Source organism: Blautia sp. JLR.GB0024, from assembly GCF_037000545.1.
GTDB classification, from domain to species: domain Bacteria; phylum Bacillota; class Clostridia; order Lachnospirales; family Lachnospiraceae; genus Blautia; species Blautia celeris.
Map to the genome: position 1 here is coordinate 385,037 of NZ_JBANBF010000001.1, position 23,344 is coordinate 408,380.

The following is a 23,344-nucleotide window of genomic DNA, read 5'->3' on the forward strand; positions in this document are numbered from 1 at the left end:
ACTTTGGAAAAAATGATCAAAAGAGAACAGATTGCAGGAATGAATATCCATTACCTGTTTTATTCACTGGAGTACTTTCTGGATGCACAGGCAGCGGCGGGAATCCGGACGATTGAATTCTGGCCCGGAACACCGCATTTTTTCCTGAGCTATCTGGAATATTCAGATTGTAAAAGAGTGAGAAAACTTCTGAATGACCGGGATCTGACACTCCGTGTCATCACACCGGAAAACTGTACATATCAGTATCAGTTTGCCGCACAGGAGAAAGAGCAGTTTGAAAAGAGCCTTGGGTACTTTAAGAAGGCGATGGATGCAGGCGAAGAACTGGGCGCGGAGATAATGGCCATCAATTCCGGATGGGGATACTGGAATGAAGAACGTGAGGAAGCGTGGAAACGTTCAAGAGAGATGCTGTCCATGCTTGCAGAATACGCGAAAGAGCGCGGCATACGTCTGGCAATGGAATCTTTGCGGCCGCAGGAATCCAATCTGGCTACAACAGTGCAGGATGTAAAACGGATGCTGGATGAAGTAAACCATCCAAATCTCAAAGCAATGATCGACACGACGGCTATGGGAGTCGCAGGAGAGACTATCGACCAGTGGTTTGACGTTCTGGGTGAAGATATTATCCATATGCACTTTATTGATGGCAATCCGTACGGACATCTTATCTGGGGCGACGGGACCCACGACCTCGAAGAGTTCTTGAGAGCGCTGAAACGTCATAACTACATGGGGTATCTCGGACAGGAAATCACGGAGTTTGATTATTTCAATAATCCGGCAGCAGCGGATCTGCGGAATATAAAAGCGTACGAGCCATATATTATCTGAAACTGAGAAACAGAATCCGCCCTGTGATCCGGCAGGGCAGCAAAGAGAAAAGGAAGCAAATGTGAGATTGATTATAAAGAAAAAGAGAGGAATCCTGTTCCTGCTTCTGACAGCTCTGACAATTGCCGGCTCCGCAGTTTTACTGCCCGCAGATGGGATGTTTACTCTGAATGCGGCGGAGCAGACGAAAGAAATCGTGGTGGGAACAAATGCCGAGTATTCACCTTTTGAATACCGGGACAGTGACGGAGAACTGACAGGATTTGATTATGACCTGCTTGAAGCCATTGCTGAGGTACAGGGGATTGAACTGGTCTGGAACGACCTGCCATTTGATTCGCTGATGGGATCAATGGAAGCAGGAGATATACAGATTATCGCAGCTGCGGTGGGACCGACGGAGGAACGGGAGAGAAGTGTAAATTTTTCAGATGTTTACTATACCGGTTCCCAGAGTATCATCTGCAATGAAGGTGCAGACATTACCGAATTCGCGGATCTGACAGGAAAGACAGTGGCAGTTCTGGAAGGTTCTATGAGTGATCTGATCGTATCTGGTGAAAATACAGATTACGGTATGGTGGAAGATGCTGATGTGAAACGTTTTAAGACGGCGTCCAGCGCAGTTATGGAACTGATGAACCAGGGAGCGGACGCAGTCGTGATAGATACAATCATGGCCGAGATTTACTGCGACCAGATGACCGGTATTACATATACGGAGGTGCCGGGGACAGAAGAAGATACGGTATTCTGCATCCAGAAAGGGAATACCGTACTTACTGAACTGATTAACGAAGGGCTGGCTAAGGTAAGAGAAAACGGCACATATGATGAACTGTATGAAAAATATTTCTCCGGTGAGGGAGAAGATACGGCTGCCGCAGATGAAGAGCAGGGTTTCCTGGGAAAACTGAAATTTATTTTCCTAGATGAAAACCGCTGGCAGTATTATGTGAGTGGTGTGGAGATTACGATTCTGATCTCAATACTTTCCACATTGGTTGGGACTTTGATCGGTCTGTTTGTAGCGATTGTGAGACTTCGAGCCGACCGGATGAAACGAAAGAGTATCGTGGCAGGCATTGCGGCGTTGTATGTGGACATTATCCGCGGAACTCCGTCTGTGCTGCAGCTGATGATTATTTATTTTGCAGTGTTCCACAGCCGACTGGGATATGTGGCGGCTGTGGTCAGCTTCGGGATTAACAGCGGAGCTTATGTTTCCGAGGTGATCCGCGGCGGTATTCTTGCTGTGGATCAAGGACAGACAGAGGCAGGCAGATCGCTTGGAATGTCATATACGGATACTATGTCATTTGTAATCCTGCCCCAGGCAGTGAAAAATATCCTCCCGGCACTCGGAAATGAATTTGTCCAGCTGATCAAAGAGACGTCTATTCTTGGCTATGTGGGTATTCTGGATCTTACGAAAGCGGCTAGCTATGTGTCCTCCAGAACATATCAGATGTTTATTCCGCTTGTCGCCGCAGGAGTGATTTATTATGCTATTGTAAAACTTCTGACAATCCTGCTCGGGAAGTTTGAAAGGAGGCTGAGAGACAGTGATTAAGATCAGACATCTGCAGAAAAGTTTCGGGCAGGTACAGGTACTGAAAGATATCAGTACGGAAATCAGAAAAGGCGAGTGTGTCTGCGTGATCGGACCGTCCGGATCAGGAAAATCCACCTTCCTGAGATGCATCAATCTCCTAGAACAGCCTGACGGCGGAAGTATAGAAGTGGACGGCAGGGATATCCTGGATTCGGGACTGAAGATTGATGATTACCGCAAGGAAGTGGGAATGGTATTCCAGCATTTTAACCTCTTTCCTAATATGACAGTAAAACGTAATATTATGCTGGCTCCGATGCGAGTACTGGGACTGTCCGAGGAGGAAAGCTCCGGGAAAGCATTGAAACTGCTGAGGCAGGTCGGTTTAGAGTCCAAGGCGGACACCTATCCGAATAAGCTGTCCGGCGGACAGAAACAGCGCGTGGCCATTGCACGTGCGCTGGCAATGAATCCAAAAGTCCTGCTCTTTGACGAGCCGACTTCTGCTCTCGATCCGGAGATGGTCGGGGAGGTACTTCACGTTATGAAAGAACTGGCAGAAGGCGGAATGACGATGATTGTTGTAACACATGAAATGGGATTTGCCAGAGAAGTAAGTGATAGGGTGTTGTTCATTGATCACGGCGTGATTCTGGAGGACCGGCCGCCAAGAGAACTATTTGGGCGGCCAGAGAATGAACGGACGAAGGAATTTCTTGCGAAAATACTGACATAAAATGGAAAAAATTATGCAGATATTCCAGTTTGGTGTAGATATACGTTGACCATTGAAGAAGCTGCCGGATATTATCATATTGGAGAATGCAAACTGAGAATGCTCATTGACGAACATCCCAATGAAGATTTCTATGTGAGGAACGGAAACAGAGCATTGATAAAAAGACAGAAATTTGAACGGTATCTGGATCAGGCAACTGCAGTATAAAAAGTTTCTGAAAAAAGGGAATGGCAGATTGCCGATATCCTATGATAAAACTATACGGAGAGTCAAACTTGTGGTACAATAATCTTGCAAGTCTGGCTCTCCTTTTTTTGAAAGGAGAGATTCGATGAGTGAGAAAAGACGAGATAACCGCAATCGGATTTTGCGTGAGGGTGAGTACCAGCGTACAGACGGGAGGTATCGGTTCCGTTATATTGATGAGGACGGAAAAGAGAAAAATGTTTATAGTTGGCGTTTAGACAGGAATGACCCAACCCCCAAAGGTAAAAAGCGGGAACTTTCGCTGAGAGAGAAAGAAAAACATGAAGCAATTTGAGAAAATACTCTGAAAAACGAGGACTTCGGATTAGACCAGAAATCCTGTAAAATCAAGCGTTTGAGAAGAAATACAGACCCTATAAGGAGTTATAGAAAAATGATAAAAGTACTATTCGTCTGCCACGGCAAGTGATAAAAATACACCTTAAAATGCCCAGAAATCAAGGATTTTCCAATGTTAGAAAATGAATTGACGACACTTTTACGACAAACAGCCAAGCTATGATAAATAATAAGTTGTAAAAGGAGCAAAATATCATGAAAGAGAAAATTACTAAGAATGGAATTGATTATGTACTGGTTGGAGATTATTACATACCGGATTTGAAGCTGCCAGAGGAAGAACGTCCTATTGGAAAATACGGGCGTATGCACCGAGAGTATTTGAAAGAGAATAATCCCATACTGTTTAATGATTTAGTGCTGAGTTGCCGGCTCTGGACTTACCTTGCAGATATAAATGAGCAGGCACAGGGCAGATATAGCTTGATTGTTGAACAGATGAAAAAAGCTGAGTCTGTGACCGAGGAGTTGAAGCAGAATTGCCAATGGGAATGGATTAAGAGAATGAACAGCATTCACAACCGTGCAGAAGAAATTGTGGTGAGTGAGATTATATTCATTTCATGAATATAGTATTAGAAACCGGAAATGCTAAGAAAAAAGTATTGATGTAAAGTTACAGTCAAGACTTTCTTTTGGAAAAAATATATGTTATATTATAGAAAGAAAGTCTTGACTTTTACAATGAAGTGTGATAATGCGAGAAGGATAAGATAGAAATGCAAGTAGATAAGGAACTGTGCCTTAAATTTCCTGTTGTTTTAAGAGATAAATTATTGAACAATGAAATTGAACTTCCAGATACAACACAGTTTGAATATGATGATTTATATACATATAGAGCTGTAGAAAGACTGGCGGATGATAATCGAGAAGTCTCATTGGAAGATTTTCGATCATATTTTGAGTTAGGAAAGAAACCGAAAACACCAAGAGGTATGCAAGGAGATATTACCAAAAATCCACACTATTATGGTGTTTCCAGCTTCTTGAAAAGAGAGATAGTCGAGCAAAAAATGAAATTTCCTAATCCCAAAAAGAAATTGGCTGCTGGATATGTTCAGAGTGTGGGTGGACCTCAAAATACGGATGATCAACATGTTTGTTGGTGGCTTTATGAGGGGGCAGACGTTAGCGGATTTAAGTTAATGGAGGAGAATAATGACGAATAAGGAATTATGTTTCAAAATTGAAAATGTTAATTTGTATTTGGAACAGACTCTTGTGGATTATATGGATATTCCCATTTTTTTCTTGTGTAAAGATGAAGGGCAATACTATATTGCTTTATGTACGGATATAGATGAGCTAAATTACATTGTAGTAAAATTGTCGTTATCAGATGTATATAATCTAATACATGGGAAAATTCCAATGAGAGATGCAATTTTGAAACAAAATGAATACTGGAATATAATTTCTGGTGATGAGATTTGTTTAGATACGGTGACTAAAATGAGTATTGATACTTTGGAAAAAGATTTGTTACCAGAAGAAAATGCTTGTTTTAAAATATTAACAAAACAGATGGAACTCTTTGCTCAGAAGTTCGATGGTGAATTTTTTGCGGCTAAACATTTTTATGAAAGTGACAAAAAAGCAGATTTGAGTGGTTGGGATATAGAACTACCATTGGATGTTTTGACTGAAAGAATTGAGCAATTTACGGAACTGGTAGATTATAAGCTGGAAAAGCCTTTGGTTTCTAAAGTTCCATCATATGATGAAAAAATGAATTCAATAAAGAATGCAGAGACAACTATAAAAAAATCAGAAAAAACAAAGTATACTGTAATGGATGATTTGTTTAAATTATCTGAGTCATGTGTGAACAATATAGCTGTTGCGGCATAAAAGGTGGGAAAATGGATAATAATAAGAGAATAGAAAGCGTTTTAAAGTTAAATAAAATTGTTTTTGATAAAATTGAGTTCAAAAGATTAGGATTCAAGAATGATAAAGAGCTTGAATTGGAGATACAATCAAATATATCGCAAAGAAATGAAACCGAGGTTTACAGGGTCACTTTACTCTTAAAAGGGAAGAAGCCAGAAGAATATACTATGGAAATCGGCTTGTCGGGTTTTTTTAGTATAGAGGCAGAGGGTGAATTGACGGATGAATTGAAAAATACACTTATTACTAAAAATAGTGTGGCGATATTGATGCCATATTTAAGAAGTCAGGTATCTATATTAACAGCACAACCGGAGGTTGAGTGTGTTGTGTTACCACCGTTTAATATTAACAATATGCTTGATGACAAGTAGGTATGTAAAAGTGCAGGATGACAAAATAAAAGGAACTGGATTCTATCTAAGAGGAGTCCAGTTCCTTTTTTAGTCGAACAATATCTCTATTTCAGATTCGACATTATATATGTTCGTGTTGTCAAAAATGAGCAATTTTTAAAATTGTTCAAAATATTTGCGCTATTTTTTGCTCTTTTTTCTACTATTTGGCAGAGTCTTTAAAAGCCTTGATTTTTTGAATACATCTCTCATGGTGTCATGCTCTTGAACAGATAGGTGGTCAAATGGAATCTGCATTTCATCACAGAAGAAGTGCCAGAATTCTTCAATAGGATTGCTCTTGAATTTTAGCATCTGTAAGAAGCGTTGAACCTTTTTATCGTTGGACATAGGTCTTTCGATAGGAGCAGATTCGGCAGCGTGCTGATGTTCTTCACGAATGGTACGAACAATATTGTCCCAATCACTGTGAATGGTGTGAAAAAAGTATTCTTCCTCTTGAATGTGGGAACTTTCCAGCACTTTTAAATACAGGTCGTTTGCATCCGGATTTTTCTGCTGAATAATCTGGAGACGGACTGCATCGAGCCAGTCATTCATATTTTTAATTTGCATGGTGGCTATTCCGTCTACATAAATTTCGGTATCTGTCATTAACTTGATGAAATCTGGGTGCTTGATGATTTCACAGAGAAGACGGTTATTGAACTGACCGCTTTTCAGTAGTTCGATTGTTGCATCATCTAACTTTAGTGCATCAATTTCAGTATCATTCACTTCTCGGACTTCTGTATTTCCTGCAAGCCATTCCAGAGAAACATCGTAGTATTTTGCAAGTTTTGCGAGGACATCAAGATTATATGCCTTGTTGTCTTTGTTTTCATATTTGCTTAATGTGGATACGGTAATTCCAACTGCGGTGGCAACAACGTCCTGCTTCAAACCACGTTCTTTTCGTAAATCTTCTAATTTTTCCTGTATAGATAATTGATTTTTCATTGGCAACCCTCCCTGCTTCAACCATTTTATCATATCAGATAGAAAGAGACAATTGCCCTGTATTTTCCAGAGTGGAAAATATGGGGCTTTTTTGCGTTAATTTTCGATACTGGAAAGAATCCGGGATTTTCGATTTTTCGTTGTATGATGTACCCAGTTCAGAAATGAACAAACAACTGAATGATCGTCCGAGATGAGATAAACCGTCATAATCGAAAGGGAGCGCTCTCGCAAGAGGGACTGGACAGCACCGCACAGGGGATATGCCTCCAAGGAAACATCAAGGGTAGAACGACAAAAAGAATGCCGACGGAACTGTATTTTCCAATGCAGTTCCGTGTTACATAGAAACTATCAAGTTTCAAAAAACAAAGGAGAAAAGTCAAAATGAAATTATCAAAGTATGAGAAAGAAACCATTATCCTGTTTAATGAGGGCGAGCGTGAAGCCAGTATTTTCACCTACAATGCTGATCTGAAACGCCGCCTTGCTGCTTTTGCAAAGAAGTACCCGAATTTGTGCCGACTGGAATGCAGCACCGATGAGGGCAGCATGACCTATCTGTTGGATAAGTCTCGGCTGTCAATCAGACTGCTTTCCCCGTACAGTGAGGAACGCCGAAAGGCAGCCAGCGAACATGCTAAGAAACATGGCTTTCAATCAGGGCAGCAAAGCTGATAACTGTATCATTAGAGCCTTGATTGCGATCAAAACATCGGGTGCAGACCTGATGTATTGGCAGCAAAATTAAATAGTGGTATAAACGCATAACTCATCTATAATTTAGAAAAAGTGTGCGTTTCAGAACTGTCGAAACATAGAATTTCCAGTCGTTTTGTGATACACTATTACACAGATACACAAATAGAAGTGTTTATGAGGTGAAGATAAGATGGCAGAACGGAACATGATAAATTTGACTATTACGATGACGAAAGAAGAACGGAAGGCTTTGAAGCAGATTGCACTTAATAATGATGTTACAGTTTCTGCGCTCATTCGCTTATGGTTGCAGGAACATAAAGAAGATGAGATGCAGGATAGCGGTACTAAATCACCCCTCTAACATTCGCTAAATTTACAACGGCTATTATGACGAATTTTTATCACATAGGAGGATTTTGAAAATGAAAACGAAAGACTTTGAAAAAGACCGCAAGAAGAGAAATGGTGTGTGGTATGTACTCGGAAGCATTACGCTTGCTGGGGCAATGCTCTTAATCATGCCCAAGTTAATTGAAGTTGGTTCTGATTATCTTTACAAGAAAAGCACCCCACCCATCAAGCACAATGAAGATGACTGGGGTCCCGAAATCGTGAAAAAGAGCACATTGGAGGAGTAAAAATGGAAAAATTTGATGCACATGAGGTTGCTGACAAAATAATGGCAGCTATCCAGAAAGAGTATAAGGAATTAAAAACTCTTAATGTGATGATTCTTGGCAAAACTGGCGTTGGTAAAAGTACGCTTATTAACAATATGTTTAATCAGAAGATGGCTGAAACGGGTATCGGTAAGCCTGTAACCAAGAAAATTCGCAAAATCGTGAAGCCGGATTTCCCGCTGGCTATCTATGATACGCCTGGGCTTGAACTTGGTGGAGAAAACGCTATTGATACCCTATTGGAAGAAGTGATGGGAGAGATTGATAAAGGCATTAGGAGTGGAGACATCAGCAAGGCTATTCATTGCATTTGGTATTGTATTAGCACTCCATCACATCGCTTTGAACAAGCAGAAGTTGATTTCCTCAAAAAGTTTCTTGGGAGAACAAGCGAATACGATGTTCCTGTGATTGTAGTTTTAACTCAGTCCTACTCCAAGATCGATGCAACGAGCTTGATGCGAGAGATTGAAAAGGAAAATTTACCGATTGTCAACATCGTTCCTGTTCTGGCAGAGAATTATGATATTGACGATGAATACACAGCAAAGGCATATGGGCTTGATAGATTGTCCGAAATTATGAATAGTGTAATTCCAGAAGCTGTTCAGAAAACCTTTGTTGCCGTTCAGAAAGCAAATCTTGAGCTAAAAAAAGGAAAGGCGCAGGCGGTGGTTGCAACATCAGCAGTAGCGGCAGCGGCAACGGGCGCCGTTCCAATTCCATTTTCAGACGCCGCCGTTCTCGTTCCTGAGCAGATTGCTATGTTAGGTGGAATAACTGCTGTGTTTGGTGTCCCAATCGAAAAAGGGACTATCACAGCGATTATTTCCGCAACAATCGGCACAGCCGGAACTACCGTTTTGGGTAAGACAATCGTTGCCAATTTGCTTAAGTTTATACCGGGCATTGGCAGTGTGGCTGGTGGTGTAATCTCTGGAGCAACCGCAGCCGCTTTGACAGCTGCACTGGGCGAAGCATACATAATCATTATGGTGATGATGTGCAAGGGCGAACTAAGTATTGCTGATCTGAATACGGAAAAAGGCAAACAGGAAGTTAGAGAGATTTTTACATGCCAGTTGAAACTCAAAAGAGATAAAGATGGCAAAGTTATTGATTAAGCCAAAGAGGTGTTAATTATGATAGGAAAAGAAAGAAGAGGGGTTCTATCGGCAAGAAAATTCACGGTATTGATTGTTGCATTGATTGTGGTTTTCAGTTCCGTTCCAATGGTAGCATCAGCAGCCAATGAAAAAACGGAAGTGACTGGTTCGGTTTATGAATTTGACAAGGATAGCCACTACGAATTTCACGAAGGTGGTACATCCGAGGAAACCGCTGCCGAAAATACCTATGGAACATTTCATATAAGCGGCAATGTCACTGCGAACGATAGCAAGTCCGGCGTGCCGAGCTATGAGGTTCCCGATGGTAATTTGAGTATCTTCTATAATTACGGCGATACCAAATTAAATGCCAATGAGGATTCGTGGCATCTTGTCAATGACAAGAGTAGCAAGGTTGCAGATTTGAAGCTGGACTCTGACATTATGAAGGGTGCAATTATTTTGCAAACATCCAAGGACAGAAAGAATTGGGTTGATGTGAAAACCATCTATAATGCATTTTGCGATACACCTATCCGTACAAGCTCCATCTATTCTGCTACGGATGTGGAGCTGATTAACGGCTGTTTTTACAGAGCTATCGTTGTTTATGAGCTTAGTGTTCGGACTGAGGACAGTAATTTCTTGTTTATCAATACTGATAAGTATGACTACAAAAAGTATGCCGAAGTTTATGAGTTTTATGCTTATACAAATAGCGGTGACAGCAATGCCGTTGACCCAAATCAGACATATAGCCTTGGTGAAAAAGTAAGAGTCAAGAATTTCGACGGTTACTTTGGCGAGGAACTTATTGAAAAAGGCGATGCTCACTACGGATGGGAGCTTGGAAACTTCTTTGTAAGTGGATATACCGATGAGGTTGTAAAAGATGATGGAAGCGTTGTGTTCCTAAAAAATATTGGTGATAAGGTAACGCTTTGGTTCAAGCTGAATCAGAATATTGATGGATTGAACGGCAAAGAGAATTTAACCATCACCGCTGATACAGAGGGTTACGACCAATACTTTGAAACACCGAAAATGAACTTTGGTCGGGGCGTTTTGATTACCCGTTATACTGACTACAACAATGTGAAGGCTGAGCCTACTATCTATACCAATTACCTTGAAGCAAATGCTTCAGTTGGTGCAGACACAAAGGTGCAGCTGTTTGAGGAAGGCGATTACGAAGTAGCCCTTGATTATGAGATTACAACCGATGAACTGATTGATAAGGTCGGTCACTATCGTATCTTCTTCAAGTTCTCTGTTCGAAACGGAAATTGTATGGTCTATCCTTTCGATGTTGCGACTGGTAACGAGTTGACTAATAGCTCGATGACGGAGAATGGCTTCCGTCTTGACTTGGCGAAGTCAAGGTACTTAAAAACTAACATTAAAAGAGAAATGCTAAAAGATAGTGCCGACGGACTTGTCGAAGATACACGCTTCAACGGTCCGGCAAAGGACGGAGCCGAATATACCGACGAAGGCATCTATACCATTACTGTTAGCAACGAATATACTGGGCAACTGACAACTAAGAGAATTTATGTTGGTACAAATAGTGTTCTCCGAGCACACATGACCACAGGGTTGTCAATTCCAGAAATCAATGAACTTGTTGCAGATGGAGCAACTATTTCAGAGGACGGAACCATTCAGCTTGCAGTTGCGAAACCGACAGAGCCTCCAGCAAATAATGATGACCAAACTGAGTCTACGGTTTCTGATCTTCCAGCAAGTAGTGAAAGTGATACAGACGCTCCAGCAACGGAACAAGATGAAAAATCTTTCCCGATGCCGGTATTCATAGCTATTGGTGCTGCTGTTCTCATAGCTATTAGTATTTCTCTGTTGAAGAAAGCGAAGAAACCTGTTGAGACAGACAGTGCTGGTCACGATAATGAGGGAGGTGCTGAACAATGAAACGATTGATTTCTCTACTTCTCAGCATTATTTTGGCGCTTATTGGCTGCGGACAAGTTCAACCACAGTCGGATGCTCCAAACGACAACCCTACTACAACAGAACCTGTTGTGTGGGAAGATATAGAACCACAGTATAATTTCTTGGAAGATGTTGAACTACTTGCTCATGTGGAGGATTTGGTTTACAGAGATACGGTTGCGTCTCTCAACAGTGAGGAATACTTCGTTGAGAATGTGTCTGCTGTCTATATTTCCAAAGAATATCTTGATGAGGTTGCGTTTAACTCACAGTCAAATATCTACTTTGGCTACACATTGGCTGAACTGGACGAAATGTTCCAAGGTTCAAAATACATCTTTACTCTGAGTGAGAATGGAACCACAACCGTACAGGAACTTCAAGAAATTGAAGATGTTTCCACCGAAACAATGCTCAAAAATGTTGCTATTGGAACTGGTGTAATTCTTGTTTGTGTGACGGTTTCCGTTGTATCCGCAGGTGCGGGTGCTCCGGCTGTGAGCATGATATTTGCCGCTTCTGCAACAACAGCAGAAACCTTCGCAATTTCCTCTGCTGCATTTGGAGGCATTTCTGCCGGAGTTGTCAGAGGCATCCAGACAGGAGATTTCAAGGAAGCAATGGAAGCTGCTGCTATGGGGGCATCCGAGGGCTTTAAGTGGGGCGCAATCGGTGGTGCAGTTGTTGGTGGTGGCAGTGAAGCGTTCTTGTTGAAGTCAGCTACCAGAAGTGGCTTGACTATGAACGAAGCAGCACTCATTCAAGCAGATTCTAATCTTCCGATTGATGTTATCTCTCAGATGCACAATTTGGACGAGTACATGGTTTATAAAAATGCAGGTTTGAAGCCCATAATGGTCAATGGCAAAACTGCGTTGATTCAAAATATCGACTTGAACTATGTGAGCCAGCTTCCTGATGGAACAGAGGTAACAAACCTTGTAAGAATGCAGAAAGGATATGCCCCTCTTGACCCAGCAACAGGTAAGGCTTATCAGCTCCATCATATCGGACAAAAAGCTGATGGCACTCTTGCTGTTCTGACTGAAAGCCAGCATCAAGGTAATTCAGCCATCCTTAACATCTTCGGTAAAGAGTCCGAAATTGTTCGCTCTGAATTTGCGACTACACGAAAAGAATTTTGGGAATACTTAGGCAAATCTGTATTCGCTAACGGAGGAATTTGATTATGGATAATATCGTAGATTTAATTAAAAGTATGCCAGACTATATTGGTTCTAATGGAAGAACCGAAGAAGAAATCAGACAAGCTGAAATTGCGTTAGGCATTACCTTTGCAAAGGATTATCGCAAGTATCTGAAAGAAATTGGACTTGCTTGCTTTGACGGTCATGAGATTACTGGCTTAACTAAAACTGCTCGCCTCGATGTTGTTTCTGTGACCAATGAACAGCGAAAGCAGTTGGGTAAAGTATCGTTGTCGTGGTATGTCGTTGAAGAAGCAAATATTTATGGCATTGTTATTTGGCAAAACTCTGATGGAACTGTTTATGAAGTAGCAGCTAATACAAAAGCCAAAAAGATTGCATCCTCCCTTGCAGAGTACATTTCACTATAATTAAATGACCAAGCCAAAGGGCATCAACCGTAAAAAGTTGGTGCTTTTTGTTTTGCTCATTTGCAAAATAAATTGACCGGTCAATTTGAAATCGAGTATGACCGCAGTGGTCATGCGAGAATAAATCGAAAAATTATATGAGCCACCTGATCAATGGCGAATATTATTTTTCGTGCGGAGTGCAGAGGGCGCAGCCCTTTGTGCTGGGTACAGGGGCGCAACACCCTGTGCAGGTCAAAGGCGGCAGCCTTGCCCAAGGAGATTTGTTGCTTGCGACAAACCATATTGGGTAGTATTCGTCGCAAGAATGTGTCTAAAAAGCAGCTTCGCTGCCATTCCCCTGCGAGGGATTTTGAAGAAACGGAGGAAATGAGTTTGAGATTAACGAAGCACAATGGACGAGCCGGGAAAAACGGTGTCTATAATCCTAAGCATAATGACCGCAGTTTCGATGTGAGCCATAGCGAGCACATTGACGAGGAACGAGTAGCACGTAACATCTACTGGGATTGCTACAACGGTGTCAAGCAGTTGGCAGAAAAGAACAGTGATGAGGTTGAGCTGGCTTCCACCTTTGAGGAAGTCGAGCAGCTTTATTATCGCAGCTTTTATTCTGGTTACACGGATGGACAGAATGATAGAAATACACAGAGCCGACACACGGAACGAAATCGCAGCCCCGAAGATTTATTAAAAAACAGAAAGACCTGTCCGGAGGAAACTTTATTGCAAATCGGAACGAAGGAGGAACACGTTCCGGCAGAAACGCTTCTGATAATCGCAACAGAGTTTTTTGCAGAATATGAAAACCGATTTGGTTCTCGTGTTCACATTCTGGACTGGGCATTGCACCTTGATGAAAGCACTCCCCATATCCATGAGCGTCATGTCTTCGATTGTGAAAATCAGTATGGGGAACTTTGTCCCCAACAGGAAAAAGCGCTGGAAGCTCTTGGTTTTGATTTGCCGAATCCGGAGAAAAAAGTGAGCCGACACAACAATAGAAAAATGGTTTTCGATGCCACCTGTCGAGCCTTGCTTTTTGAAATCTGTAAAAAACATGGGCTGCATTTGGACGAAGAACCGGAGTACGGCGGTCGTAAGCATTTGGAAAAGCAGGATTTCATTATTGCTAAACAAAAGGAGCAGATGGCGGTTCAGTCTGAAACGATTTTCAGTCAGCAGACAGCTATTGCAGTTCAGTCTGACAGGATACAAAAGCAGGATGCAGTTATTCTGGAAAAAGAAGAAAAGCTGGAAGAACTGACATTGAAGATTGATGATGTAGAAGCTCTGATTGATGAAGTTTCAGATATTGCCTATGACAAGGCGGTGGAGGTTGTAGCTGATACTGTTCGTGTGGAAACACGTAAACAGGATATAAAAATGGTGGAGCAATCCAAAGCGTGGGTACTCTCTCCGGAACGCAAAGCTTCCCAAAAAGAAAAAGAGTATGCTGTCGCCCGACTGGATGGAGTGATAACCAAAATCACAAAAGCCATGCAGACAGCAATGACAGCGATTAAGACCACGCTGATGAAACCGGAGATTAAGAAAGCCAGCACGGAACAGATTAAGGAAAAAGTCAGACCTTCTATTCTTGATAGGCTTCATAAAAATCAGGCTGATGTTGCCCAGCGAGAAGCGGACAGACAGAAAACGCAGTCCAACAGAAAAAATAATATTGAGATTTAACAGGCACTTGCCATTTTCACATTGAGAATGTCCGGTGTCTTTTCTTTTGAGAGGAAGTGATGCTATGAATGTATTTGAGGCAGTGAAGCAGTCGGTCACAACAAGACAGGCTGCGGAATTTTATGGATTTCGGGTAGACCGTACCGGAAAAATCATCTGCCCTTTCCACAATGATAGAAACCCGAGCATGAAAGTGGACAACCGCTTTCATTGCTTCGGCTGTGGAGCTGATGGAGATGTGATAGATTTGGTTTCTAAGCTTTATGGTATTAGCAGTTTGGAAGGAGCAAAAAAACTGGCTCTGGACTTTGGAATTTCTTATGATTCAAAATCTGTTGTAAGAAAGCTAAAAACAATAAAACAGCAAAAATCGGATGCGCAGAAATATGCAGAGGCAGAAAGCAGAGTTTTTAGAGTGCTGTCAGATTATTATCATCTGCTGAAACGATGGAAGGTTCAGTATGCACCTTCCATAGAAAATGAAAATTGGCATCCACGATTTGCAGAAGCTTTGCAAAAGATATCCCACATTGAATATTTGTTGGATGTTTTGGTATTTGGTGATGCCGAAGAAAAAGCATTGATTGTTATGGAATACGGAAAGGAGATAGCTGTACTTGAACAACGAATTTCAGAATTTAACATCTCAGACACAGGAAGCAGTCATGCAGACAGTTGCGGAGATGCAGGTGTGCAGGAGTGTGGAGGAAGTCAGGGGAAGCCTGACTTTGAACGAGAATGGCAGCGTAAAAAACACAATCAAGAATTGTCTGACCGTATTGCAGTCTGATCCGGCACTGTCAGGTGCGCTTCGCTATAACATTATGACCGAGAGAACAGACATCGTAAAACCGCTGTGGTGGAAAAAAACTTCCAGAATGATGAATGAAACAGATTTTAATTATCTTTTGCTCTATATGGAAGAAAAATACAATCTGACGGTGGAGAAAAAAGTTGAAAAAGCTATTTCCATTGTTGCGGATAAAAATAAATATCATCCGGTCAGGGATTATCTGAATCAGCTCGAGTGGGATGAAACAGAGCGTATAAGATATGTTTTACACCATTTCCTCGGAGCAGAAATCAATGAATACTCCTATGAAGCTATGAGATTGTTTCTGTTGGGAGCAATCAGCAGAGCATTTAAGCCGGGATGTAAATTTGACGTGATGCTTTGTCTGACAGGAGGTCAGGGTGCAGGAAAATCAACCTTTTTCCAGTTCCTTGCGATCAAAGATGAGTGGTTTTCTGATGATTTAAAGAAAATGGATGATGAAAACGTCTTTCGTAAAATACAGGGACATTGGATTATTGAAATGTCAGAAATGATTGCTACTGCAAATGCAAAGAGTATTGAAGAAATTAAATCATTTTTGAGCAGAAGAAAGGAAACGTATAAAACACCTTACGATAAACAGGCTGCGGACAGGCTCCGTCAATGTGTGTTTGGAGGTACTTCCAATACGCTGGACTTTCTTCCTCTCGACCGAAGCGGTAACCGACGCTTCTTGCCTATCATGGTGTATCCGGACAAGGCGGAAGTTCATATTTTGGAGAATGTAATAGAATCTCGAAAATATATTGACCAGTTATGGGCAGAAGCAATGGTACTTTATAGAAGTGGAAAGATTCGGCTGACGCTGACAAAGGAAACGGAACAGTATATGAAAGAATTGCAGAAAGAATTCATGCCGGAGGACACTAAGGCAGGTCTGATAGAAGCATATCTGGAGAAATTTACCGGAAAACAGGTGTGTTCGAAGCAGCTTTATAAAGAAGCGTTAAATCATGCTTATAATGAACCGCAACAATGGGAAATTCGTGAAATCAACGAGATCATGAACCATAGTGTTAAGGGATGGAAGCAATTCTCCAATCCAAGATATTTTGGCAGTTATGGCAGGCAGCGTGGCTGGGAACGTGACAACCAGAGTATGACAACCGAAGAAAATTCCATGGATGGATTTGTGAAACTGACAGAGGAAGAAGCCAGTCAAATGGAACTTCCATTTTAAGTTGCTGGTCAGATTGTCGGCTGTGTTGTCGGTCAGTTGCCTGATAGGGTGTCAAAGAAATCCTTTATTTTCAGGGAATTTTACTCTCTGACAACCAAAGCAACAGATAATATAAAAAAGAAAATAAAAATAGTAATTGAGCTTCGCATTTGAAAAATGACAGTTTTTTGAGGTCGGTTGTCGAACTTCGTTGTCATGTCACTTGCAGGGCTCTTTTTTCGTGGAGGTATTTTTTCAATGAATGTGTGTAATGAAGTGAAATCACAGCTTATGCGTGAGGGTATCACAATGCAGGAGGTATTGGAGCAATTGGCAGTGAAATATGGATGGAGCAAAAGTGTTTCCAACCTGTCGGGCAAGCTGCACCGTGAAACACTGCGATACAGGGAAGCGGTGGAACTGGCAGATGTTTTAGGTTATGAGATTGTTTGGGTTAAGAGGGGGTAATTGCCTATGATGAAAGAACAGGAAATGAATGTAGATAAGTATGATATTCCGTTGTGGCGAAAATATACACTAAGTGTGCAGGAAGCGTCCAAATATTTTCGCATTGGCGATAAGAAACTGAAAAAGCTGATAGATGAAAATCCAGATGCTGACTTCATCCTGTGGAATGGGTCACGTCCTCAGATAAAGAGAAAAGTATTTGAACAATTCGTTGATGAGAAATTATCTGCCATATAAAAATGGCAAATACAAGATAGAATCAGAGCCGAGTTTATGGTATTATAGGGATATCATAGCTTGGCTCTTTTCTATGACGGTCGGTTGATAGAAAGGAGAAACTTAATGTCAGATGTAAGACGAGACAATAAAGGTCGAAGATTATTTAATGGAGAGAGCCAGCGAAAAGACGGGAAATATGAATACAAGTATCAGGATGGATGGGGCAAGAGAAAGACGGTGTACAGTTGGAAACTGACTCCGGCAGATAAGGTTCCGGCAGGAAAACATGATGATATTTCCCTGAGAGAAAAAATAAAGCAAATTCAAAAGGATTTAAACAGCAATATCACACCGGATGGAGGCAATTTTACGGTTCTGGAACTTGTGGAGAAATATATCGGTACAAAGACCGGTGTTCGACACAACACAAGAGCAAATTACAAATTCGTGGTGAATATCATCAAGAAAGAAGAATTTGGTCAGAAGCGTATTGATAAAATCAAGCCATCGGATGCAAAACAGTGGCTGATTAAGATGCAGCAGGTGGATGGACGAGGATACAGTTCCGTTCACACAATCAGAGGCGTTGTAAGACCTGCCTTTCAGATGGCGGTTGATGATGATTTAATTATAAAGAATCCTTTTGAGTTCCAACTGAATACTGTAGTCGTGAATGATAGCGTAACACGAGATGCTATTACACGAAAACAGGAAAGAGATTTCTTAGAGTTTGTAAAGAATGACAAGCATTTCTGCAAATACTACGACGGTATCTTTATTTTGTTCAAGACAGGACTTCGTATTTCGGAATTTGTGGGACTGACTAAGAGCAATCTTGATTTTGAAAACAACAGAATCATCGTGGATCATCAGCTTCAGAGAACAAGAAGTATGAAATATGTTATTGAAGACACGAAAACCGAAAGTGGTACACGAATGGTGCCGATGATTCCGGAAGTGAAAGAATGCTTCAAGCGTATTCTTGAAAACAGAAAAAATCCAAAGATTGAACCTATGGTTGAGGGATACAGCGGATTTTTGTTTTTGGACAAGAACGGCAGACCGATGGTTGCACTTCATTGGGAAAAGTATTTTCAGCATATCCGTGAAAAGTACAACAAAATCTACAAGATTCAGATGCCAAAGGTTACACCTCATGGTCGAGTTATAATAAGGACAAGTTAGAAAACTCCAGTAAATACAAGGGGTTGCACTAATTTAGTCCTTATTTTTAACTCCCTGAAAAAGGGAAAAATAAGGCAGCGCTGTCATTCCAGAATATGAATTATTACAGATCCAGACTGGAAATGGATTTGTGTAAGACAAGAGTAAAAACAACAGAATTATTGTAATTATAGGACTGAATTAGCTCGCACGGAATATAGATTCCGGTTGTCTAATTCAGTCCTCTTTTTGATTGACGATGATGAAAGGTGATGAAAAATGGCTAGAATTATTTCTATTGTAAACCAAAAAGGGGGAACGGGAAAATCCGCATGTACTGCTAATTTAGCAGTAGGATTAGCACAAAAGAATATGAAAGTGTTGATTGTAGATGCCGATCCACAGTCTGATGTATCCGCAGGATTTGGATATCGTGATTGTGATGACAGTAATGAAACACTTACAGCTCTTATGGATGCAGTAATGAAAGATGAAGATATTCCTTCAGACTGTTATATCAGACATCAAGCAGAGGGAATAGACATTATCTGTTCTAACATTGGACTGGCAGGTACGGAAGTACAGTTGGTAAATGCAATGAGCAGGGAATATGTATTGAAACAGATTTTATATGGTATCAAGGATCAATATGATGCAGTCATTATTGACTGTATGCCATCATTGGGAATGATCACGATCAATGCGCTGGCTGCATCAGATGAAGTACTCATTCCAGTTGAAGCGTCCTACCTGCCAATCAAAGGCTTGCAGCAGTTGTTAAAAACGATCGGTAAGGTTCGTAAGCAGATTAATCCGAAGTTGCAAGTCGGTGGGATTCTGTTCACGATGGTCGATGCGCATACAAATGATGCCAGAAATAATATGGAACTTCTCAGAAATGTATATGGAAGTCAAATTCATATCTTTGATAATTATATTCCATTTTCTGTAAGAATGAAGGAAGCAGTCAGAGAAGGACAGAGTATTTTCTCTTATGATCCGAAAGGCAAAGCTACAGAAGCTTATCGGAGAGTGACGGAGGAGGTGCTGAAAGATGCCATCTAAAAAAAGAGAAACTCCCATTTCCTTACAGCCACTTGATGTGTTGTTTGGAACAAACGAAGAAACAAACAATGGAATTTGTGAGATAGCAATAGGAAGCCTTCATCCATTTCCAAATCACCCGTTTCAAGTAAAAGATGATAAGAAAATGGAAGAATTATCAGAAAGCATTACACAATATGGCGTGTTGGTTCCTGGTATTGTGCGGTTGAGAGGGTCCGGTGGTTATGAGCTGGTAGCTGGTCATAGGCGAAAACGAGCATGTGAACTTGCGGGATTAGAGAAAATGCCTGTTATCATCAAAGATCTTACAGATGATGAAGCGACGGTGATCATGGTAGATTCCAACATTCAACGAGAAGAGCTGCTGATCAGCGAAAAGGCATTTGCTTATAAAATGAAATATGAGGCGTTAAAGCGTCAGGGGAAACGGTCTGATTTAACTTCTTGCCAAGTTGGCAAGAAGTTGGCGGCGGAAGAAGTCAGTCAGAATACAGGAGATAGTTCCAGACAGATTCTTCGATATATTCATCTGACAGAGTTAATCACAGAGCTTTTAGAACTGGCAGACGAGAAGAAGCTTCCCTTTAATACAGCTGTTGAAGTTTCATATTTGAGAAGTGAAGAACAACAGATATTGCTTCAGTATATGAGTAATCACAATATGGTACCGTCCATGAAGCAGGCAAAGGAATTGAAACAGATTTCAAAAGAGCGGATGTTGACGTATTCAGAGATTGATCAGATTTGCATGAATGAAAGTACTGAAAAAGTTCAGGTGCAGATTCCGGCGAAGAAATTGAAACAATATTTTCCAGAGACATATACAAAGACTCAGATGGAAGAAATTATATTTAAGCTTCTGGCATCGTGGGCAGAAAGAGAGGGTAAAGAATGAGCAATGAAGATACGGTAAGTAGAATACAAGCCTATCTGAAAAAGATAGAAAAGATACGTGTTAAACGGATGAAAAGAGAGAAGTTTGAACATTTGTTGAAAACATTAGGATTATCAGCAGGAAGAAAGTGAAAGTATGGCTTTAAAAATTGTACGAAGATATGATGCGAACGGAAGGGAGCTTACGGAGAAAGATTTGGAAACTTTTCGATTGGATTCTCCTGTGGTTAGAGAAATATTGGCAAACCTTAATCGGGAGGTGGCGGAAGGAATCAGACAGAAGGAGAAAAAAGGTGACGATTGAAGACGTAATTAAAAAATCAATTCTGCCGCTGGCATTTATGGTATTCTGGTTTTGGATGACAAAAACAATTATGAAAGTCAGTGGTCAGACGGATTGGTTCTGGTGGATATTTATTGCCGGATTGCCATTTGGAATACATAAAATGCGGCTGATTCTAATCCCTAGAGGAATGGATACCACAGCAACGCTTGGTATGGCTGCATTAAGTGTCATCATTGGAGCTTTGATTGGATGTATCATGATTCCAGTGTATGTAATCCGTGCGGTATACGTTTTCTTACGATATATCATCGGAAAATAATTGAATATTTGATAAGAGGCAGGTTTGCGAAAATAAAATCGTAAGCTTGCCTCTTTTTTTGTACCAAAAATCAAGCAATTCAGGGGAAATCCCTTTTGCAAATATATATACTCGGAGGATTTTTAAGATGAGAGAGCGAATTGAAAGTAAGCATGTAACAAAAGAAATCAAAAGTCAGATGCCAGTGATTCCGGTGGAAATTGTTAAAGAAAGAGGCTGTACGTTCTGTCCGTATTATCTGGGAAATTATGAGAAACAGCCACGCTGTATGATGAAAACCTGTGCCTGGGATGATGAAAATGAACGTTTCCATCCAGTTCTTCGTGGACTAATTCCATTTTACAAAGAGAAGATGGAAAAAGCAGAAGTGAAGTTCTTGGCAATGAAAAAGATTTACACAACGCTGTTAGGAATGTTTGCCGATGAAATGAAGCAGGAAGAGTTGGAAAAAGATGAATGTTACGGATGTGCCTATGGAAAATGTGGACCATGTGTCGGTATCTGTTACAAATCAATGAAAGCATAGGAGGGTTAAGCCAATGAATACAACAGTTATTTCCGGGCGATTGGTAAGAAATCCCGGATACAACGAAGTGGAGAATGAAAAAGGACTTCATAAGATTGCCAAGTTTGTTCTGGCAGTTAGAAGGAATTATTCCGATGAAGTCAGTTTCATTCCGGTAAAGGCTTTTGCAAAGAAAGCAGAATTTGCCAGAGATTATCTGATGCAGGGAACGAAGGTCATGGTGGAAGGCGAGATTGTCACAGGTAATTATGAAGATAAGGATACTGGGAAAAAGATCTATACCACTGAAGTGTATGCAAACCGGATTGAATTCGCAGGTGCAAAAATGGTTGACAGACCACCGTTTCCAGAAGATGCGGAAGGGTTCTTAGAGATCCCAGAGGGCATGGAAGAGGAAATGCCGTTTAGATAGAGGAGGATAAAAGATGGTTTCAGTAGATCAGGCGTATATGGTAGGGCATATGAAAAATGCCGATGGAAGTATCAATAACAAAAATGTAGTGCTGTCAGCAGCATGTGAAGCAGCGGAACTGTTCCAGTGCATGATGTCAGTAAACCAAAAACTGGAGGACTGGCAGAGATTTAATCACACTTTGGAGATGCATCTTAGAAGTGTGGAATGTGAGAAAATCCATGATATCTGTCAGGCGGTATATGGAATGAAACATCCGTCCGATGAACTGGAAGGATTGTATCTGGCAAGGGAGGATGAACAGATATGCCTGCTGTACTATCAGGTATTTGTAGGTATGCTGGAAATCAATATTACTTCAGCCGAAGTGCTGTACAAACAGAAGGAGGAAATAATCAATGAGTAAGATGGAGTATATGCCGGTAGATTGTTTGCAGGTGCCAAAGATGCTGTTCCAGGTGGAAGAATTCAAAAATCTATCAAATACAGCAAAAATTTTATACAGCTTATTTCTGGATCGTTTGAAATTTGCGGTGCAGAATGGCTGGGTAGATCATAACGGGGATCTGTTTGTTATCTATCCAAAAAGCGAAATGAAGAAAGATCTGAATACGACTCGATATGGCGTAGATCAGGCAGTACAGGAACTTGTTAAGATTGGAAAGCTGGTGCGTATTGTTCAAAACGATGGAAAGGCGAACCACTTTTATATCAATGATATTTATGAAAATGCGATGGAGGAAGAATCAATGATGACATTAGACAGAATTATGGCAAATATGCAGATGGAAGAAAGAGAAATTATCATGGACAAGATGGTGGCAGCATCCAGAGATATTCTGGGAACAATTGCAGATATGGGATATCTGGATGAATATGAGACACCACTGACTCCTATGGAAGAGCGTGGCTATTACGATGAAGAAGGTAATCTTGATATTGATGCCGTAGAAGCCGATGGCTATGAGTTTGGCATGGATCTGGCATTTGGCGTGTTATCTGTTTATGAAGGAAAGCCTGAACGTGTGCTGGAAATTCAGAAATATGTAAATGAGCAGTATGAGTGCTGCTCTAATAAGAAGTTTATGAAAGTTCTGGAAACAATCGCACGAATGAATGGAAACGAGGAGGTTTATATCGAGGATATGTATGCCTGCAATAAAGAGGCAAGGAATTATTATCTGAGTGAGTTAATGATGTGCTTCAACTTTGTGTTTAATGAGATGTGTCATGGAACAGGCAGTGCAGCAGGGTGTGATTTTAATAATGAGGAAGAATAGGAAAT

Annotated in this window: 31 protein-coding genes and 1 pseudogene; 31 read left to right on the forward strand and 1 reads right to left on the reverse strand. The window is 41.0% G+C overall.

Annotated features, from left to right (window positions below; genetic code table 11):
• Window positions 1-12 precede the first annotated feature (12 nt).
• From V8Q34_RS01720 to V8Q34_RS01760, 9 genes and pseudogenes are all read left to right on the forward strand, one after another.
• Window positions 13-840 carry a sugar phosphate isomerase/epimerase family protein gene (locus V8Q34_RS01720; protein ID WP_033140599.1) on the forward strand — a complete coding sequence of 276 codons (828 nt, stop codon included), beginning with the start codon at window positions 13-15 and terminating at the stop codon, window positions 838-840.
• 61 nt (window positions 841-901) lie between these two features.
• A complete protein-coding gene (locus V8Q34_RS01725) occupies window positions 902-2,413 on the forward strand; it encodes an ABC transporter substrate-binding protein/permease (protein ID WP_335834685.1) in 1,512 nt (503 codons plus the stop codon).
• Window positions 2,406-3,131, forward strand: a complete 726-nt coding sequence (locus tag V8Q34_RS01730) for an amino acid ABC transporter ATP-binding protein (protein ID WP_033140441.1) — start codon at window positions 2,406-2,408, stop codon at window positions 3,129-3,131. The genes V8Q34_RS01725 and V8Q34_RS01730 overlap by 8 nt, the downstream gene beginning before the upstream one ends.
• Window positions 3,132-3,152: 21 nt before the next feature.
• Window positions 3,153-3,341, forward strand: coding sequence for an excisionase (locus V8Q34_RS01735; protein WP_335834900.1), 189 nt, complete (start codon window positions 3,153-3,155; stop codon window positions 3,339-3,341).
• 124 nt (window positions 3,342-3,465) lie between these two features.
• Window positions 3,466-3,660 (forward strand): annotated as a pseudogene (locus V8Q34_RS01740) (integrase DNA-binding domain-containing protein); the annotation flags it as partial.
• A gap of 275 nt (window positions 3,661-3,935) precedes the next feature.
• Window positions 3,936-4,307 (forward strand): TnpV protein, encoded by a 372-nt coding sequence (locus V8Q34_RS01745; protein ID WP_335834686.1) that lies wholly within the window; start codon window positions 3,936-3,938, stop codon window positions 4,305-4,307.
• Window positions 4,308-4,459: 152 nt separating this feature from the next.
• The gene (locus V8Q34_RS01750) at window positions 4,460-4,912 is read left to right on the forward strand and encodes a hypothetical protein (protein WP_335834687.1); all 453 of its coding nucleotides are present in this window, start codon (window positions 4,460-4,462) and stop codon (window positions 4,910-4,912) included.
• Window positions 4,902-5,594 carry a hypothetical protein gene (locus tag V8Q34_RS01755; protein WP_335834688.1) on the forward strand — a complete coding sequence of 231 codons (693 nt, stop codon included), beginning with the start codon at window positions 4,902-4,904 and terminating at the stop codon, window positions 5,592-5,594. The genes V8Q34_RS01750 and V8Q34_RS01755 overlap by 11 nt, the downstream gene beginning before the upstream one ends.
• A gap of 11 nt (window positions 5,595-5,605) precedes the next feature.
• The gene (locus tag V8Q34_RS01760) at window positions 5,606-6,010 is read left to right on the forward strand and encodes a Preprotein translocase subunit SecB (RefSeq protein ID WP_335834689.1); all 405 of its coding nucleotides are present in this window, start codon (window positions 5,606-5,608) and stop codon (window positions 6,008-6,010) included.
• Window positions 6,011-6,172: 162 nt separating this feature from the next.
• Here V8Q34_RS01760 and V8Q34_RS01765 read toward each other — a convergent pair whose 3' ends face one another.
• Window positions 6,173-6,991 carry a helix-turn-helix domain-containing protein gene (locus V8Q34_RS01765; protein ID WP_335834690.1) on the reverse strand — a complete coding sequence of 273 codons (819 nt, stop codon included), beginning with the start codon at window positions 6,989-6,991 and terminating at the stop codon, window positions 6,173-6,175.
• Window positions 6,992-7,378: 387 nt separating this feature from the next.
• Between V8Q34_RS01765 and V8Q34_RS01770 the strand changes: the two genes are divergently transcribed.
• From V8Q34_RS01770 to V8Q34_RS01875, 22 genes are all read left to right on the forward strand, one after another.
• A complete protein-coding gene (locus V8Q34_RS01770) occupies window positions 7,379-7,669 on the forward strand; it encodes a molecular chaperone (RefSeq protein WP_335834691.1) in 291 nt (96 codons plus the stop codon).
• Window positions 7,670-7,883: 214 nt separating this feature from the next.
• Window positions 7,884-8,057, forward strand: a complete 174-nt coding sequence (locus V8Q34_RS01775; RefSeq protein ID WP_335834692.1) for a hypothetical protein — start codon at window positions 7,884-7,886, stop codon at window positions 8,055-8,057.
• 61 nt (window positions 8,058-8,118) lie between these two features.
• Window positions 8,119-8,334 (forward strand): hypothetical protein, encoded by a 216-nt coding sequence (locus tag V8Q34_RS01780; protein WP_335834693.1) that lies wholly within the window; start codon window positions 8,119-8,121, stop codon window positions 8,332-8,334.
• A 2-nt stretch (window positions 8,335-8,336) separates the two neighbouring features.
• Window positions 8,337-9,500, forward strand: a complete 1,164-nt coding sequence (locus V8Q34_RS01785) for a GTPase (protein ID WP_335834694.1) — start codon at window positions 8,337-8,339, stop codon at window positions 9,498-9,500.
• 18 nt (window positions 9,501-9,518) lie between these two features.
• Window positions 9,519-11,417, forward strand: coding sequence for a hypothetical protein (locus V8Q34_RS01790; protein ID WP_335834695.1), 1,899 nt, complete (start codon window positions 9,519-9,521; stop codon window positions 11,415-11,417).
• On the forward strand, window positions 11,414-12,625 hold the full coding sequence (locus V8Q34_RS01795) for an HNH/ENDO VII family nuclease (RefSeq protein WP_335834696.1): 1,212 nt from the start codon (window positions 11,414-11,416) through the stop codon (window positions 12,623-12,625). The genes V8Q34_RS01790 and V8Q34_RS01795 overlap by 4 nt, the downstream gene beginning before the upstream one ends.
• Before the next feature lie 2 nt (window positions 12,626-12,627).
• Window positions 12,628-13,017: an SMI1/KNR4 family protein gene (locus V8Q34_RS01800; protein WP_335834697.1), complete on the forward strand. Its 390-nt coding sequence runs from the start codon at window positions 12,628-12,630 to the stop codon at window positions 13,015-13,017.
• Window positions 13,018-13,170: 153 nt separating this feature from the next.
• Window positions 13,171-14,712, forward strand: a complete 1,542-nt coding sequence (locus V8Q34_RS01805) for a serine/arginine repetitive matrix protein 2 (protein ID WP_335834699.1) — start codon at window positions 13,171-13,173, stop codon at window positions 14,710-14,712.
• A 64-nt stretch (window positions 14,713-14,776) separates the two neighbouring features.
• Entirely contained in the window at window positions 14,777-15,502 is a 726-nt protein-coding gene (locus V8Q34_RS01810; RefSeq protein ID WP_335834701.1) for a CHC2 zinc finger domain-containing protein, read from the forward strand.
• Entirely contained in the window at window positions 15,396-16,727 is a 1,332-nt protein-coding gene (locus V8Q34_RS01815; protein WP_335834901.1) for a virulence-associated E family protein, read from the forward strand. The genes V8Q34_RS01810 and V8Q34_RS01815 overlap by 107 nt, the downstream gene beginning before the upstream one ends.
• 237 nt (window positions 16,728-16,964) lie before the next feature.
• Window positions 16,965-17,174 (forward strand): LLM class flavin-dependent oxidoreductase, encoded by a 210-nt coding sequence (locus V8Q34_RS01820; RefSeq protein WP_335834702.1) that lies wholly within the window; start codon window positions 16,965-16,967, stop codon window positions 17,172-17,174.
• 6 nt (window positions 17,175-17,180) lie between these two features.
• Window positions 17,181-17,411: an excisionase gene (locus tag V8Q34_RS01825; protein ID WP_442893839.1), complete on the forward strand. Its 231-nt coding sequence runs from the start codon at window positions 17,181-17,183 to the stop codon at window positions 17,409-17,411.
• A 105-nt stretch (window positions 17,412-17,516) separates the two neighbouring features.
• Window positions 17,517-18,578, forward strand: a complete 1,062-nt coding sequence (locus tag V8Q34_RS01830; protein ID WP_335834703.1) for a site-specific integrase — start codon at window positions 17,517-17,519, stop codon at window positions 18,576-18,578.
• Window positions 18,579-18,836: 258 nt separating this feature from the next.
• Complete coding sequence (locus V8Q34_RS01835) at window positions 18,837-19,622, forward strand: ParA family protein (protein ID WP_054337283.1); 786 nt, start codon at window positions 18,837-18,839, stop codon at window positions 19,620-19,622.
• Window positions 19,612-20,517, forward strand: coding sequence for a ParB/RepB/Spo0J family partition protein (locus tag V8Q34_RS01840; RefSeq protein WP_195280347.1), 906 nt, complete (start codon window positions 19,612-19,614; stop codon window positions 20,515-20,517). The genes V8Q34_RS01835 and V8Q34_RS01840 overlap by 11 nt, the downstream gene beginning before the upstream one ends.
• Window positions 20,514-20,648 carry a hypothetical protein gene (locus tag V8Q34_RS01845; protein WP_262583413.1) on the forward strand — a complete coding sequence of 45 codons (135 nt, stop codon included), beginning with the start codon at window positions 20,514-20,516 and terminating at the stop codon, window positions 20,646-20,648. Before V8Q34_RS01840 ends, V8Q34_RS01845 begins: the two co-directional genes overlap by 4 nt.
• Window positions 20,649-20,652: 4 nt before the next feature.
• Window positions 20,653-20,820, forward strand: a complete 168-nt coding sequence (locus V8Q34_RS01850; RefSeq protein WP_167515502.1) for a hypothetical protein — start codon at window positions 20,653-20,655, stop codon at window positions 20,818-20,820.
• Window positions 20,810-21,121 carry a DUF6050 family protein gene (locus tag V8Q34_RS01855; RefSeq protein ID WP_096240028.1) on the forward strand — a complete coding sequence of 104 codons (312 nt, stop codon included), beginning with the start codon at window positions 20,810-20,812 and terminating at the stop codon, window positions 21,119-21,121. The genes V8Q34_RS01850 and V8Q34_RS01855 overlap by 11 nt, the downstream gene beginning before the upstream one ends.
• A gap of 127 nt (window positions 21,122-21,248) precedes the next feature.
• Window positions 21,249-21,647 (forward strand): hypothetical protein, encoded by a 399-nt coding sequence (locus V8Q34_RS01860; RefSeq protein WP_335834704.1) that lies wholly within the window; start codon window positions 21,249-21,251, stop codon window positions 21,645-21,647.
• Between the two features lie 13 nt (window positions 21,648-21,660).
• Entirely contained in the window at window positions 21,661-22,059 is a 399-nt protein-coding gene (locus V8Q34_RS01865) for a single-stranded DNA-binding protein (RefSeq protein ID WP_005344165.1), read from the forward strand.
• A 13-nt stretch (window positions 22,060-22,072) separates the two neighbouring features.
• Window positions 22,073-22,465 (forward strand): hypothetical protein, encoded by a 393-nt coding sequence (locus V8Q34_RS01870; protein WP_335834705.1) that lies wholly within the window; start codon window positions 22,073-22,075, stop codon window positions 22,463-22,465.
• A complete protein-coding gene (locus V8Q34_RS01875; RefSeq protein ID WP_335834706.1) occupies window positions 22,458-23,339 on the forward strand; it encodes a replication initiator protein A in 882 nt (293 codons plus the stop codon). The genes V8Q34_RS01870 and V8Q34_RS01875 overlap by 8 nt, the downstream gene beginning before the upstream one ends.
• Window positions 23,340-23,344: the final 5 nt, after the last annotated feature.

Excerpts from the sequence above, each read along its gene's own strand:
- V8Q34_RS01755 (WP_335834688.1), top strand. The coding sequence starts at position 4,902 with ATGACGAATAAGGAATTATGTTTCAAAATTGAAAATGTTAATTTGTAT.
- V8Q34_RS01785 (WP_335834694.1), top strand. The coding sequence starts at position 8,337 with ATGGAAAAATTTGATGCACATGAGGTTGCTGACAAAATAATGGCAGCT.
- V8Q34_RS01805 (WP_335834699.1), top strand. The coding sequence starts at position 13,171 with ATGGCGAATATTATTTTTCGTGCGGAGTGCAGAGGGCGCAGCCCTTTG.
- V8Q34_RS01820 (WP_335834702.1), top strand. The coding sequence starts at position 16,965 with ATGAATGTGTGTAATGAAGTGAAATCACAGCTTATGCGTGAGGGTATC.
- V8Q34_RS01870 (WP_335834705.1), top strand. The coding sequence starts at position 22,073 with ATGGTTTCAGTAGATCAGGCGTATATGGTAGGGCATATGAAAAATGCC.
- V8Q34_RS01875 (WP_335834706.1), top strand. The coding sequence starts at position 22,458 with ATGAGTAAGATGGAGTATATGCCGGTAGATTGTTTGCAGGTGCCAAAG.
- V8Q34_RS01750 (WP_335834687.1), top strand. The coding sequence starts at position 4,460 with ATGCAAGTAGATAAGGAACTGTGCCTTAAATTTCCTGTTGTTTTAAGA.
- V8Q34_RS01845 (WP_262583413.1), top strand. The coding sequence starts at position 20,514 with ATGAGCAATGAAGATACGGTAAGTAGAATACAAGCCTATCTGAAAAAG.
- V8Q34_RS01840 (WP_195280347.1), top strand. The coding sequence starts at position 19,612 with ATGCCATCTAAAAAAAGAGAAACTCCCATTTCCTTACAGCCACTTGAT.
- V8Q34_RS01775 (WP_335834692.1), top strand. The coding sequence starts at position 7,884 with ATGGCAGAACGGAACATGATAAATTTGACTATTACGATGACGAAAGAA.
- V8Q34_RS01745 (WP_335834686.1), top strand. The coding sequence starts at position 3,936 with ATGAAAGAGAAAATTACTAAGAATGGAATTGATTATGTACTGGTTGGA.
- V8Q34_RS01865 (WP_005344165.1), top strand. The coding sequence starts at position 21,661 with ATGAATACAACAGTTATTTCCGGGCGATTGGTAAGAAATCCCGGATAC.
- V8Q34_RS01760 (WP_335834689.1), top strand. The coding sequence starts at position 5,606 with ATGGATAATAATAAGAGAATAGAAAGCGTTTTAAAGTTAAATAAAATT.
- V8Q34_RS01795 (WP_335834696.1), top strand. The coding sequence starts at position 11,414 with ATGAAACGATTGATTTCTCTACTTCTCAGCATTATTTTGGCGCTTATT.
- V8Q34_RS01770 (WP_335834691.1), top strand. The coding sequence starts at position 7,379 with ATGAAATTATCAAAGTATGAGAAAGAAACCATTATCCTGTTTAATGAG.
- V8Q34_RS01790 (WP_335834695.1), top strand. The coding sequence starts at position 9,519 with ATGATAGGAAAAGAAAGAAGAGGGGTTCTATCGGCAAGAAAATTCACG.
- V8Q34_RS01810 (WP_335834701.1), top strand. The coding sequence starts at position 14,777 with ATGAATGTATTTGAGGCAGTGAAGCAGTCGGTCACAACAAGACAGGCT.
- V8Q34_RS01825 (WP_442893839.1), top strand. The coding sequence starts at position 17,181 with ATGATGAAAGAACAGGAAATGAATGTAGATAAGTATGATATTCCGTTG.
- V8Q34_RS01720 (WP_033140599.1), top strand. The coding sequence starts at position 13 with ATGATCAAAAGAGAACAGATTGCAGGAATGAATATCCATTACCTGTTT.
- V8Q34_RS01830 (WP_335834703.1), top strand. The coding sequence starts at position 17,517 with ATGTCAGATGTAAGACGAGACAATAAAGGTCGAAGATTATTTAATGGA.
- V8Q34_RS01850 (WP_167515502.1), top strand. The coding sequence starts at position 20,653 with ATGGCTTTAAAAATTGTACGAAGATATGATGCGAACGGAAGGGAGCTT.
- V8Q34_RS01800 (WP_335834697.1), top strand. The coding sequence starts at position 12,628 with ATGGATAATATCGTAGATTTAATTAAAAGTATGCCAGACTATATTGGT.
- V8Q34_RS01835 (WP_054337283.1), top strand. The coding sequence starts at position 18,837 with ATGGCTAGAATTATTTCTATTGTAAACCAAAAAGGGGGAACGGGAAAA.
- V8Q34_RS01765 (WP_335834690.1), bottom strand. The coding sequence starts at position 6,991 with ATGAAAAATCAATTATCTATACAGGAAAAATTAGAAGATTTACGAAAA.
- V8Q34_RS01815 (WP_335834901.1), top strand. The coding sequence starts at position 15,396 with ATGCAGGTGTGCAGGAGTGTGGAGGAAGTCAGGGGAAGCCTGACTTTG.
- V8Q34_RS01780 (WP_335834693.1), top strand. The coding sequence starts at position 8,119 with ATGAAAACGAAAGACTTTGAAAAAGACCGCAAGAAGAGAAATGGTGTG.
- V8Q34_RS01860 (WP_335834704.1), top strand. The coding sequence starts at position 21,249 with ATGAGAGAGCGAATTGAAAGTAAGCATGTAACAAAAGAAATCAAAAGT.